Consider the following 12966-nt stretch of genomic DNA (forward strand, 5'->3'; position numbering starts at 1 on the left):
GTGAGCCTTGTAACAGAAAGATAACAATCATTCTCGTTTAAGCCTAAAGTTCCGCGCGCCCTTTCGTCTTTGAGCCAAGGCCTTCTCTTACTGAGAAGGCCGCAAAGACGACAAGGAGTCTGCCGCGATGTTCGCGCCCTTTACCCGTTCCATGACCCTCACCCTTGGCCTGTTCAGCGTCGCGCTGAGCCCGGACCTGCTGGCTGAAACCGACCCCGAGCCTGCCCCGCCACGCGCCCTTGAGCTGGGTGCCACCAGCATCACCGCCGAAGGCCTGGGCGCGACCACCGAACACACCGAGGCCTACACCACCGGTTCGATGAACACCGCCACCAAGCTGAACCTGTCGATCAAGGAAACCCCGCAATCGGTTTCGGTGATCACCCGTCAGCAGATGGATGACTTCAACCTCAATACCCTGACTGACGTGCTGCGCCAGACCACAGGCATAACGGTGCAACACCTGGACTCGGATCGGGTCGGCTACTCTTCCCGCGGCTACTCGATCAGTAACTACCAGGTCGACGGCATGCTCAGCACCTACGGGCGCATGAAGCCGGATGCCGACACCATCATCTACGACCGCATCGAGGTGGTGCGCGGTGCCACCGGACTGACTACCGGCGCGGGTGACCCCTCGGCCACGGTCAACATGATCCGCAAGCGCCCGACCGCAGACTGGCAAGCCAGGGCCGGCGTCAGCGGCGCCAGCCATGACAACTACTACAGCTACGTTGATGTGGGCGGCCCCCTGGCGTTTGATGGGCGACTGCGTGGACGCACGGTACTTGCCTATCGCGACAGCCAGTCCTATCGCGACAATTACGCCATGCAACGGGAGGTCGGCTACGGCATCCTCGAAGGCGACCTGACCGACGACACGGTGGTCGCCGTAGGCTTGGACTATCAGAACAAACATGTGCAAGGCACCTCTTGGGGCACCCTGCCCTACTGGAACAGCGATGGCAGCAAGGCGCGACTGTCACGCTCGGCCAACATGGCTGCCGACTGGAGTTCCTGGCCACTCAAAGACAAGACCACCTTCGCCTCTATCGACCATAAACTGTCCGCTGACTGGCGCCTCAAGGCGGCCTACACCCATCGCCAGAGTGATACTGATGGCAAGGTGTACTACGGCGGCGCCGGCTACCCCAACCCGGATGGCAGCGGCATGAACGCCTGGACCAACCAGATGGTCGGTACATCGAAAATGGACGTGGTGGACTTCAACCTTGCCGGGACCTATTCATTGTTTGGCCGTGAACATGAGCTGATGGCAGGTTATGGCGAATCCGAGCAGCGAGACTCATCGCCGTTTCAGCGCTACAGCACACCCGAAGGTTATGAAGACATTCAGGACTGGCGGCACATGGGCGGTATCCCCAAGTTCCCCGACCGCACCACCGGCCTCAAAGGCGAACACAGCAGCAAAAAACAGAAAGCCGGTTACCTGGCAACGCGCCTGAGCCTCACCGACCAACTGCACGCTGTACTCGGCGGCCGCTATGGCAGTTGGGAAATCGAAAGCGTCTTGCCGCAGTACAACGACAATAACCAACTGACTCAATCGAGCAAAACTCACCAGACCCACAACGATATGTGGACGCCGTATGCGGGGCTGCTCTACGACATCACCCCCGAGTACACCGTGTATGCCAGCTACACCGATATCTTCAACCCTCAGGATGAGCGCGATTCCAGCAAGAAGTACCTGGAGCCGGTGGTGGGCAGCAACTACGAAGTCGGGCTCAAGGGCAGCCTGCTCAATGAGCGCCTGAACCTGGCCACCGCGTACTTTTGGAGCACCCAGGATAACGTCGCCGAACTCGATAACAGCGCACCGCCGGATCCCGTCACGCGCGAGCAGTTCTACAAGTCGGGCGGCAAAGGCAACAAGGTCCAGGGCTTTGAGGTGGAAGCATCGGGCGAGGTCATGCCGGACTGGAACCTGACAGCCGGCTACACCTACACCCACTCGGTCAATGGTGATAAACAGCGCAACAACACCGACCAGCCACTCAACCTGTTGAAACTATCGACGGCCTATCGCCTGCCGGGCCAATGGCGCGGGTTGACCGTAGGTGGCGCGGTTAACTGGCAGAGCGATTTCTACAAATTTGCCCCACGCCCTACCGGTGGCCGGGACAGTGACGGCCGGCTGATCACCGAAAGCACCAAGATCACCCAGCAGGCCTACACCGTGGTCAACCTGATGTCGCGCTATCAATTCGACGAACACGTTTCGGCGTCAGTTAACGTCAACAATCTATTTGATAAAAAATATTACGAACGCGTCGGTTTTTATAATGGCGTGTATTGGGGAGACCCACGCTCCATCACACTGGCACTGGATTGGCGGCTATAAACTGCATCCCCGAAGTTAACAAAAACGTTAACTTCGGGGCCGTTCCATGTTAATTCCCACTTAATAAGACAGCCCCATAGTCGCTCCATGAATCGGATCACGGAGCGATCGAACACCACTCACTCTTAATGGGAATACTGCCATGAAACTTTCGACCTTAATGCTTGCCGGCCTGATGAGCCTGACCTCCGTAGCCGCCTTCGCAGAGGGCGGTTCAGAGCGCTCGAAGGAGTTTTACAACAACTTCGCCTTCACCCAGCAGCAAATTCACGGCACCACGGACAAAACAGCACTGGCCGACGGCAAGTCTGTAAAGCCCGAACAAAACAGCGCTGAACAACAGCCTAACAGCTGATTTAATCTTTAGTTAATCTGCATGCCCCTATGCCAATCCGCTCCTTTGGCAAAGGTTAATTTGGCGCCATTTAATGGCGCCTTTTTTATGTTGCCTATATTAAGCGCAGTGATTAAAGCGGTTTGCTCCAGAACAGCATACGGCCGTGGGCGGGGTCAAATATCGAATCATCAAAACCAAACTTGCGATAGGCCGCTTGCGCCACGTCATTGCCTTCGAGCACTTCCAGGGTGATCTTGCAGCAACCGCGCTGGCGGGCAATTTCCTCGACCTTGAGCAGCATTTTCTGGCTAAGCCCCAGGCCACGAAACTGATTCATCACCACCACATCGTGCACGTTGATCAGCGGGCGGCAGGCAAACGTCGAAAAACCTTCAAAGCAATTGATCAGACCCGCCGGCTCCCCGCCGACAAACGCCAGTACGCTGAACGCGTGGGGGCGCTTGGCCAGTTCGGCTGGCAGTTGCTGCAACAGATCGGCCGGCAAGGTGTGACCGCCACCCATCGGGTCTTCAGCGTAATGGTTAAGCACCAGGCCAATGGCTTCGGCATGCACGGGGTTGGTGTAGCTGGCTTGCAGCACCAGGATGTCTGGGGTGTCCATTTCCTTCCTCAATCACGACAACAAGGGAATCGGTTCCCTTTGAGGAGACAATTGTAAGCGGGGAGCCCGTCGCAGATGAAGGAGATTAGCTACAAATACCTGACGGAAATGACGAAGGTTGCGCCCACCAACAAGCACCACTGGCCTGGGATTTGTCCTAGGCGCCGAACCGCTGCAGTTGCATCTCTTGCAAACGACTCAAGGTGCGCCGGAACGCAAACTCCAGATAACCCTCGGTGTAAAGACTTGCCAACGGCACCTGGGCCTCGATAAACAGTGGCACCTTGCGGTCGTAGCACTCATCCACCAGCGCGATGAAGCGCCGCACACTGTCATCGTGTACCGACAATTCAGGCAACTCACGGTCACCGGCCATTACTCGCTGAACACCATCTTCGGTGCCACGGGCAATCCGTCCCGGACGTTTTTGTGCGCTCAGGTTGGGCACTTCACCCAGCAGGATCGCCTTGTAGCGATCGCACAGCAGCATAAAGTCCATCGCTGCCAAGGGTTGCTCGCACAAATCGGCGTACCGGCACCAGAGCACCGTGTCGCTGGACTGCACCGCCACTATCGAACGGTACCCGACGCTGACCACGCCGCTGCCGGTCACCCGGCCTTCGCTTAACTGTTTGAACAGTGTGGCGAGCGCTTGTGGCTGATTGACCCAATAGCGCTGCAGCCCCACACCTGGATGCAAACGGTGATCTTCACCACCGTCCACTGCCACCACGTGCATATGTTGCTTGAGCGCCTCAATACCCGGCAAGAATCGCTCGCGGTTGAAGCCGCCTGCGTACAGCTCGTCCGGTGGTTGGTTGGAGGTGCAGACCATGACCACGCCCTCCTCGAACATCACCTGGAACAGCCGGCCGAGAATGATCGCATCACCGATGTCGCTGACGAACAGTTCGTCGAAACACAACACGCGCACGTCCTGGCTGAGTTCGCGCGCCAAAGCCTGCAAGGGGTCATGGATGCCACTGAGCTGGAAAGAGCGCTGATGCACCCAGCCCATGAAGTGATGAAAATGCTGGCGCCGCGCAGGTACACGCAAGCTGTGATAGAACTGGTCCATCAGCCAGGTCTTGCCCCGGCCCACCGGCCCCCACAGGTAAACCCCGGGAATCGGCGAGCGGCCGTGGTGCAAGGCCTCAAAGCAGGTTTGCAGGGCTTGCACCGCCCGGCACTGGGCGTCGTCGGGCACGAAGCCTTGCTGGGCGATGGCGTATTGGTAGGCGGCAAGCGGCGAGTCGAAAGTCATGCGTGCCAGTATGACTTACAGCGAGATATCCAGCCGTGAAATCTTGCCCTGCTCGTTCAGGCGGAAGGTATAACGCAGCTCCAAAGGGCTACCGGGGAAATTGCCGGAGACCCTGTTGCTGACCAATACCTTACCGGTGCGATGCTGCACGTTGATCACTTCAACACGAGGCTGATAGCGACGCCCGGTGTCTTCAACCCAGCGGGCAATGGCTGTCGGACCAACTTGATGATCGCCTTCATCGAATACGTTGGCATCATCGGCAAAGCACTGGGCAATGGCTGAGGTGTCGCCGGTATTGGTCGCGGTTATGTAGGCTGCAATGGCGGGGGCTAACGCTGGAAAAGACATGGCACAGCTCCTTTTTAGTGATTTATGGCGCCATGCTAAGCCAGCCCTGTGTCAGTTTTTGTCAGGAGTGAACGATCCTGAATCATTGTGTTCCATCAACTTGCGCCAGCCGCGCAGCAGGTCGCTGCGCCGGCCAGGGTAACGCTCACCTCGGGCGTCAGCTGCGGCCACCCGGTCGGTGCGAAACGTACGGTAAGCGCCACGCAACTCGCACCAGGCCACGATCACACGGACCTCATTGAGAAACCCCAATGCCAACGGCCAGATCAACCGCTGGCTCTGGGTTTGGCTGGCGTCTGAGTAATCGATATGCAGCTTGGCCTGGTTGCGAATCGCCTCACGAAACACATTCAGCGGTACGCGATTTTCCGGGTAGCCAAACCCCGGCGGCCCCGGCAGCAGCGTGGGGTTACGCAAGGCTTCCTGCGCAACCGGGTCGAGCACATCGGCAATTTTTGCCAAGGCATTAGCCGCCGCACGACTGAGCACGTCGTCGCCGCGCTGGTCCACATAGCGTAACCCCAGCACGATGGCTTCAGTTTCCTCGGCGTTGAGCATCAATGGCGGCAAAAACAGCCCGCTGCGCAACACATAACCCACCCCCGCCTCACCAAAAATCGGCGCGCCGAGTGCCGTCAGCTCAGCGATATCGCGGTACAGCGTGCGCTCGGAGACTTCCAACTGCGCAGCCAGTACGGCCGCGGTCACCGGGCGCTTCTTGCCCCGCAGGGCCTGCAACAAGGTGAGTAAACGAGTGGTACGCGACACTTGGACCCCGCCGAATAAGGAAAAAGTGCCGCAGCTTAGCAGAGCGCCCTGTCAGAAAATGTCAGCAGCAAAAAAGACCCTTGACCGAATAAATTACAAAACTCGGCAACAACCGCAAGAACATGGTGCGGGCGGTCGAAGAAAGCCTCAAACGCTTGAACACCGATCACATCGACCTGCTCTGGGCGCACATGAGCGACAACGTCACGCCGATGGAAGAGATACTGCGCAGCTTCGATGACTTGGTGCGCGCCGGCAAGATCCACTATGCCGGCCTGTCGAACGAGCAAGTGGCCCGCCTGGACACTGCCGGCGCAATTCCATTGGGCGTTCCCCACGGGATTATCTCGGAGCGCTTCGCGCTCGACCACGGCGCAGACACACCGCGCCCACCGGTTATTTGAGACGAAAAAAAACGGCCTGTTCAGGCTAATGCCAGCCAGTTAAGCGCTAGAACTGACAACCAGTAACCTGTGGCGAGGGAGCTTGCTCCCGCTGGGGTGCGAAGCGGCCCCTGCTCTTTGCTTTAAAAGCATGGGACTGCTACGCCGTCCAACGGGAGCAAGCTCCCTCGCCACAATTACCGGCTATGTCTTAATTGACTGGCATTAGCCCGTTCAGGCCGTTTTTTTATGCGCGCGGTTTACGCAAGGCTCTTGCTGACCACCTCGAATACATCGCTCGACAGCTCGCCGGAGGCACGAATGCGCTCAAGCTCCGCCTTCATCAGCGCTTGACGGGCGCTGTCGTATTTACGCCAGCGGGTCAACGGCGCCAACTGGCGCGAAGCAATCTGTGGGTTGAAGCCATTGAGCTGGATCACCAGGTCCGCCAGGAAGCGATAACCCGAGCCGTCTGCAGCATGGAAGTTGATCAGGTTCTGCCCGGCAAATGCACCCACCAGTGCGCGCACCTTGTTCGGGTTCTTGATGTTGAACGCCGAGTGCTCCATCAACGCCTTGACCCGCGCCAAACCACCCGGCAACGTGCTGCCCGCCTGCACGCTGAACCACTGGTCCATCACCAACGGGTTGTCCTTGAAGTTCTCGGCAAACACGGCCAACGCCTGGGCTTTTTCCGCCTCAAACGGCGAGTTCACCAGCACCGCCAATGCCGTGAGACGCTCGGTCATGTTATCGCTGGTGTCGAACTGGTCCAGCGTTGCGGCCAACACTTCAGGCTTGCCGCTGAGCATCAGGTACGACAGCGCGATGTTCTGCAAGGCGCGCCGCGCGAAGTGCTCGGCCGCCGCCACATAAGGCGTCTGCTTGGACAGCTCGCGATTGGCCTGGTAACGCAGCCACAGCGCTTCGAACAGGTTGTCAGCCAGTTGCTTGCGGGCGTACTCACGGGCGGCGTGGATGGCCTCCACATCCGCCACTTCGCTGATTTCCGTGAGGTAGGCCTCGCTTGGCAGCGAGAGCATTTCGGCGACCATGGCCTGGTCCAGGCTTTCATCGCTGAGCACCGTGCGCAGTGCGTCGATCAAACGCTGGTCCAACTTCAAGGCCTGGCCTTGCTGATGCTGGGCGATCAGCTCCTGCAACACCTGCACCGACAATTGCTGGCCGGCATCCCAGCGGTTGAAGCCATCGCTGTCGTGCTGCATCAGGAACATCAGTTGGTCGCGGTTGTACGGGAAGCTCAGTTTCACCGGCGCCGAGAAGCCGCGCAGCAGCGAAGGCAACGGCTTTTCTGCGATGTCGACGAAGGTGAAGGTCTGCTCCGCTTGCGTCACCGAAATCACCCGCGACGTGCCGCCAGCCGCTGCTTCGCCCGCCAGGCGCAAGGCGATAGCGGCGCCCTGCCCGTCCAGCAGGCCCAATTCCACCGGAATCACGAACGGCAGTTTCTCAACCTTGTCCGGCGTTTGCGGGCAGCTTTGACGGAACGTCAGGCTGTAGGTTTTGGCTGCGGCATCAAACGACTCGCTTACCGCCAGACGCGGCGTACCGGCCTGGCTGTACCAGCGTTTGAACTGGCTGAGGTCGGCGCCGTTGGCGTCTTCCATGGCCTTGATGAAGTCGTCGCAGGTCACGGCCTGGCCGTCATGGCGCTCGAAGTACAGGTCGCTGCCTTTACGGAAGCCTTCAGCGCCGAGCAAGGTGTGGATCATGCCGACCACTTCCGAGCCCTTTTCGTACACGGTCAGGGTGTAGAAGTTGGAGATCTCGATAAAGCTGTCCGGGCGTACCGCGTGGGCCATCGGGCCGGCGTCTTCAGCGAACTGATGGGTGCGCAGGTACGCCACATCCTGAATACGCTTGACCGTGGCCGAGTTCATGTCGGCGGAGAAGCCCGAGTCACGGAACACGGTGAAGCCTTCCTTGAGCGACAGCTGGAACCAGTCACGGCAGGTCACGCGGTTGCCGGACCAGTTGTGAAAGTATTCGTGGGCAACAATCGCTTCGACGCGCTGGTGCGCAGCGTCGGTGGCGGTTTCGGCGCGGGCCAGCACGGCGCTGGAGTTGAAAATATTGAGGCCCTTGTTCTCCATGGCGCCCATGTTGAAGTCATTCACGGCCACGATCATGAAGATGTCGAGGTCGTACTCGCGACCGTAGGTTTCTTCGTCCCAGCGCATGGATTTTTTCAGGCTGGTCATGGCGTGCTGGCACTTGTCGATGTTTTCCGGCTCGACATAGATGCGCAGCGCCACTTCACGATTGGTCATGGTGGTGAAAGTGTCTTCAACGCACCACAAGTCACCGGCCACCAATGCAAACAGGTAGGCAGGTTTCTTGAACGGGTCTTCCCAGGTCGCCCAATGACGGCCGTCTTCGCCGGGGCCACTGGCAATCGGATTGCCGTTGGAGAGCAGCACCGGATAGCTGTGTTGTTCGGCGATCACCGTGGTGGTGAAGGTGCTCATCACGTCCGGGCGGTCGAGGTAGTAAGTGATCTTGCGGAAACCTTCAGCCTCGCACTGGGTGCAGAACATGCCGCTGGATTTGTACAGGCCTTCCAGGGCAGTGTTGGTTTCCGGGTGGATACGCACACTGGTGTCGACCGTGAAGGTTTCGCAGGTCGGGTGCAGGGTCAGGTGGCTGTCGGTCAACTGGTAGTCGGCCTCGGTCAGTTCCTTGTCACCCAGGTTGACGGTCAACAGCTCCAACTGCTGGCCATCGAGCACCAGCGGCGGCAAGCCGGCGCCGCGCTCGGGGTTGCGGCGCATCACCAGCTGCGCATGGACCAGGCTATGGTCCTCGAACAACTCGAAGGTCAGGTGCGTTTCTTCGATCAGGTAATCCGGCGCCTGATAGTCCTTCAGGTAAATCATCTTCGGTTGTTCGGTGCGCATGGATAGCATCCTTTTTACTGATGCACGGCGAGCTGGTAGGCCGTGTACTTACGAATGTTGATAACGCCGGTGTCGAAGATCAGGTACTGGCCCTTGATCCCCAGCAACGTGCCTTCGGCAATCGGGTTCTTGTCCAGGTTGAAGCTGACGATCTTGGCCGGGTATTGCTCGACCGGGTAACGAATTTCGATCGGCTCGATGTCGGTTACCGGTTGGATGGCCTGCAAGCCAAAGCGTTCCTGCAACCCCAGCAGGCCGTCGGCGCAGGTGGCGAACAGCTCATCGCGTACCTGCTTGAGATCCACCGATTGCGCATCGCCCTTGAGTAAAGCACGCCAGTTGGTTTTATCGGCCACTTGGCTGCGAAACAGGTCTTCAACGAAACCGGATTGCTGACGGGTCGCCACGCGCATGATCGGCAGCGCCTGGCTGGCGCCCTGGTCGAGCCAGCGGGTGGGCAACTGGGTGGCACGGGTGATGCCGACCTTGATGCCCGACGAGTTGGCCAGGTACACCACGTGGTCGGTCATGCAGAATTGTTCGCCCCAGCCCGGATCACGGCAGGTGCCGGCGTCGTAATGGCAACGCTCGGGGCTCATGATGCACAGGTCACACTGGGCCAGTTTGGTCATGCATGGGTAGCAATAACCCTGGCTGAAACTGGTCTTGGTCTTGCGGCCGCAATGGCTGCAATGAATGGCACCGAGGTATTCCAGGCGCACATGGGTACCGATCAACGGGTTGACCGGCACCTCGGTGTCGCCCAGGCGAAATGCGTATTGAACGGTCGGCTCACCGAGTTGCGCCGACATTTTACTGACTGCACCGCGACCAATTTCAATCAATGGATCGCATCCGACTTGAACAGAATGTTCGGCACCGGCGCCGACTTGGACGCGCATTCCTGCGGGCCCATGTAGCCGGTACGCTGCTCTTCGGGCAGGTTCTGGATTTCCCAGGCGATCACCGCTTGCAGCGACAGCTCGCGCTGCTCCGCAGTGAGCTTGCGGCCATCGGACCACTTGCCGATTTCCACGGCCAGCTTGAGGCTCTCGTAGATGTCCGGGGTGATGTTTTCGATCATTTCAGCAAAAGACGACATGTACACAACCTCTTGATAACGGTCGCTGGTTCGGCGAATACCGTGATTGACAATTGAACGCAGGGCTCGACACCGACGCGTCAGAATTCCTTGGACAGCTTGACCTGGACCAGCTCCTTTTCCAGCAAGCGCCGGAAGATCTGCGGCGCCGCGAAGGTATAGGCGGCAAACGCCAGCCACACCCAATCAATCATCTGCGCCACTTGCGGGTAACCCTGGGCCGTCAGGGTGATGACCACCACACGGTAGGCCACGAACATAAACAGCAGTAGGACAATGGCGCGAGTGGCGCTGCGCTCGTTCATCCAGCTATTGAAGCGCCACCAAGCGCCCAAAAACAAATTACTGCGGGCTTTTACTGCCGTCAGCAGGTGCAGCGCCGCGACATTCGTGGCATTTTCCTGCAAAGCCCAGATCGCATTCTCGCGGGCGCCCTTGACGTCGCCCTCGCGCAGCAGCAAATGCCCCAGCACCACCACCGCGCCGGCATTGCCCGGATCGGCCTGCAACGCTTGACGCGCAAACTGATGCGCCTGATCCCAATGGCCACTGGCGCGATGGAACTGCGCCATGGCGACCAAGTTGGAAGCGTCATCGGGGGCCAGCTCCAGGGCTTTTTCCAGCGGCTCGCGGCTCTGCGCCAGGCGGCCGGTCAATTGATACAGCTCGGCCAGGCAGCGGTAATTGATGGGGTTGAGCGGTTCCATATCCAGTAACTGGGTCAAATGTTCTTGGGCCAGGCTGAACTTGCGCAAGGCCATCGCCACCTGGGCGGCCGCGTAGTGAGCCAACGGCAACTGCGCATCCGACGCCAGGGCGAGCTGCACTTCACGCTTGGCCGCATGCACGCGGCGCATGTTCATCAAACAGATCGCCAGCAGCGCATGGGCTTCGCCGGAGTGCGGGTCGCTGGCCAGCAGTTGGCGCAACGCATCAATGGCACCGTCATTGTGGTCAGCCTGCAGGCGCTGATAAGCCAGTTGCAACAGGTAGTCGGTATTCATCAGCTCACCACCAGATACCAAAGGGTGCTGGGCACCCATTTGACGACCATGCCTTTAAGAACAAAGCCACCGATCAACGCCAATGGGAGACCAAAACGGCTGAGGACACCGCCGTAGTATTGGTAAATCTCGATGGTCGCGTTTTGCTGCATATACAACAGGTAACCAATGCTCAATTTCCACACCACCAATACCAGCAAGGCATATTGGACCCCGGCCTGGGACTGGATATAGCCAAAGCCCACCAGTTGCAGCAGCCCGAACCCAATGACCACGCTGCCCACCAGCGCCACGCCGGCCAACACCCACTCGCGCACCCGCGTCGGGCTACCCACGGCAATCGAGTTGAACACAAACCAGGGCAAGCCGAGCCAGGCGCCACCCAGCATCAAGCCCAACAAGGGCCACAGCGGTGACACCGCCCATTTGGCCAAGGCGCCCGGGCGCGGCTCATCTTCAATGCGGTACCCACCGTACTGCGCCATCAGCGACCCTTCCCGTGTTTGTCGAGGAAGGCCAGCACCTCGTCGTATTGATTGCCTTCATTGGCGTATCGCGCGTAGTTACGCGCGGTGGTCAACCACTCCAGGGTGGTCGCACGTACGTCTTTCAACGCGGCCTTGAAATGCCGGTCGCAGATCAACTGTTCGGTACCACTCTCGATCGAGGCTTCAATCGCCTCATCGGCAGCGGTTTCCACCAACTCGCTGAGGTCCGCGCCTGAGAAACCCGAGGTGTTCTTGGCCAGGAAGGCAAAGTCGATGTCATCGGCCATGGGCCGGCCTTTCATCATCGCCTTGAGCATGCTTTCGCGCGCAGGACGATCCGGCGGCGGCACGAACAGCACGCGGTCAAAGCGCCCAGGGCGACGGAAGGCCGAGTCCACCGACCATGGCACGTTGGTCGCGGCAAGGATCAACACCCCGTGGTTGTCATTGGTAAACCCGTCCATCTCGGACAGGAACTGGCTAACCAACTTTGAGGAGGTCGATTCACGGGTATTCGAACGTTTGCCGCCCAACGCCTCGACTTCATCGAAGAACATCACCGCAGGCGCCTGGGCCCGTGCCTGTTCGAACAACGCGTGCAACTTGCGCTCGGACTCACCGATATACATGTCCAGCACATCAGAAATCGCCACATTGAAAAACGTCGCCTTGCACTCCCCGGCCGTCGCGCGGGCTAACAGGGTCTTGCCACACCCTGGCGGGCCGTACAGCAGCACGCCGCCGCCGACCTTCTTGCGAAAACGCTGGAATAGCCCAGGTTTTTGATACGGCAGGATGATCTTTTTGTGGATAGTCTTTTTCAGCTCGTCCAGGCCACCGATATCGTCAAAAGTCAGGGTTTCCTTTTCCGGCACCAGCAGGCGCACCACTTCGCTCTTGTCGGTGTCGTCGTTGGAAATCACGCGCAGGCGCGGGCGCCCTTCGGCCGCAGGAAAATCCAGCACCGACACATTCAACCGACGCCACAGCGCCATGTCTTCCAGCGCCGGATTGGCATCGACTGCCGCGCGGTATTCCACCTGGGCTTCCTTGAGGCGTTCCAGCGACGCCAGCACGCGGGCCTTGAGCAGGCGTGCGGCAGGGTCGTTGCCCTCTATCAGTTGCAAGGCACGTGGTGCCTGGCCGGCGGCAAGACACAGCTGCGCGGCGGCCAGCTTAAGGGCTGCGGCGTTGGGCCATTGTTCAAGGTCGGCCGGCAGCAGGTCAAGCCCGCGCTCAAGCTCGCCGCGCTCAAGGCTGGCGCCGACCAGCATCGTCAGCAGCGCGACATTGCCGGGCGCCGCAGACAGCGCGGCTTTCAGCTGGTCGAACGTCGAATCATCCATGGTGCTTCCTTAAAAGTT

Annotated in this window: 12 protein-coding genes and 1 pseudogene; 3 read left to right on the top strand and 10 right to left on the bottom strand. The window is 59.3% G+C overall.

What is annotated here, in order from left to right:
* Positions 1–127: 127 nt before the first annotated feature.
* Both HBO41_RS11835 and HBO41_RS11840 read left to right on the top strand, forming a co-directional pair.
* Positions 128–2365, top strand: coding sequence for a TonB-dependent siderophore receptor (locus HBO41_RS11835; RefSeq protein ID WP_169986349.1), 2238 nt, complete (start codon positions 128–130; stop codon positions 2363–2365).
* A 142-nt stretch (positions 2366–2507) separates the two neighbouring features.
* Positions 2508–2720 (top strand): hypothetical protein, encoded by a 213-nt coding sequence (locus HBO41_RS11840; protein ID WP_017138117.1) that lies wholly within the window; start codon positions 2508–2510, stop codon positions 2718–2720.
* 112 nt (positions 2721–2832) lie between these two features.
* Here HBO41_RS11840 and HBO41_RS11845 read toward each other — a convergent pair whose 3' ends face one another.
* From HBO41_RS11845 to HBO41_RS11860, 4 genes are all read right to left on the bottom strand, one after another.
* The gene (locus HBO41_RS11845) at positions 2833–3324 is read right to left on the bottom strand and encodes a GNAT family N-acetyltransferase (protein ID WP_017138116.1); all 492 of its coding nucleotides are present in this window, start codon (positions 3322–3324) and stop codon (positions 2833–2835) included.
* Between the two features lie 157 nt (positions 3325–3481).
* Positions 3482–4588 carry a cell division protein ZapE gene (gene zapE / locus HBO41_RS11850; RefSeq protein ID WP_169986351.1) on the bottom strand — a complete coding sequence of 369 codons (1107 nt, stop codon included), beginning with the start codon at positions 4586–4588 and terminating at the stop codon, positions 3482–3484.
* Positions 4589–4603: 15 nt separating this feature from the next.
* Entirely contained in the window at positions 4604–4939 is a 336-nt protein-coding gene (locus HBO41_RS11855; RefSeq protein WP_017138114.1) for a nuclear transport factor 2 family protein, read from the bottom strand.
* 51 nt (positions 4940–4990) lie between these two features.
* Positions 4991–5707 carry a YafY family protein gene (locus HBO41_RS11860; RefSeq protein WP_169986353.1) on the bottom strand — a complete coding sequence of 239 codons (717 nt, stop codon included), beginning with the start codon at positions 5705–5707 and terminating at the stop codon, positions 4991–4993.
* 92 nt (positions 5708–5799) lie between these two features.
* Here HBO41_RS11860 and HBO41_RS11865 point away from each other — a divergent pair.
* Positions 5800–6012: pseudogene (locus HBO41_RS11865) on the top strand (aldo/keto reductase); the annotation flags it as partial.
* A 338-nt stretch (positions 6013–6350) separates the two neighbouring features.
* Here HBO41_RS11865 and pepN read toward each other — a convergent pair.
* From pepN to HBO41_RS11895, 6 genes are all read right to left on the bottom strand, one after another.
* Positions 6351–9008 (bottom strand): aminopeptidase N, encoded by a 2658-nt coding sequence (pepN, locus tag HBO41_RS11870; RefSeq protein WP_169986355.1) that lies wholly within the window; start codon positions 9006–9008, stop codon positions 6351–6353.
* A 14-nt stretch (positions 9009–9022) separates the two neighbouring features.
* Positions 9023–9853 carry a DUF2797 domain-containing protein gene (locus HBO41_RS11875; RefSeq protein WP_056860307.1) on the bottom strand — a complete coding sequence of 277 codons (831 nt, stop codon included), beginning with the start codon at positions 9851–9853 and terminating at the stop codon, positions 9023–9025.
* A complete protein-coding gene (locus HBO41_RS11880) occupies positions 9850–10110 on the bottom strand; it encodes a YeaC family protein (RefSeq protein ID WP_017138108.1) in 261 nt (86 codons plus the stop codon). The genes HBO41_RS11875 and HBO41_RS11880 overlap by 4 nt, the downstream gene beginning before the upstream one ends.
* A gap of 80 nt (positions 10111–10190) precedes the next feature.
* Positions 10191–11114 (bottom strand): lipopolysaccharide assembly protein LapB, encoded by a 924-nt coding sequence (locus HBO41_RS11885; protein WP_099549296.1) that lies wholly within the window; start codon positions 11112–11114, stop codon positions 10191–10193.
* On the bottom strand, positions 11114–11599 hold the full coding sequence (locus tag HBO41_RS11890; RefSeq protein ID WP_099549295.1) for a hypothetical protein: 486 nt from the start codon (positions 11597–11599) through the stop codon (positions 11114–11116). The genes HBO41_RS11885 and HBO41_RS11890 overlap by 1 nt, the downstream gene beginning before the upstream one ends.
* A complete protein-coding gene (locus HBO41_RS11895; protein WP_099549294.1) occupies positions 11599–12948 on the bottom strand; it encodes an ATP-binding protein in 1350 nt (449 codons plus the stop codon). Before HBO41_RS11895 ends, HBO41_RS11890 begins: the two co-directional genes overlap by 1 nt.
* Positions 12949–12966 lie beyond the last annotated feature (18 nt).

It is taken from the genome of Pseudomonas sp. WS 5146 (assembly GCF_012985495.1).
Classification (GTDB): domain Bacteria; phylum Pseudomonadota; class Gammaproteobacteria; order Pseudomonadales; family Pseudomonadaceae; genus Aquipseudomonas; species Aquipseudomonas edaphica.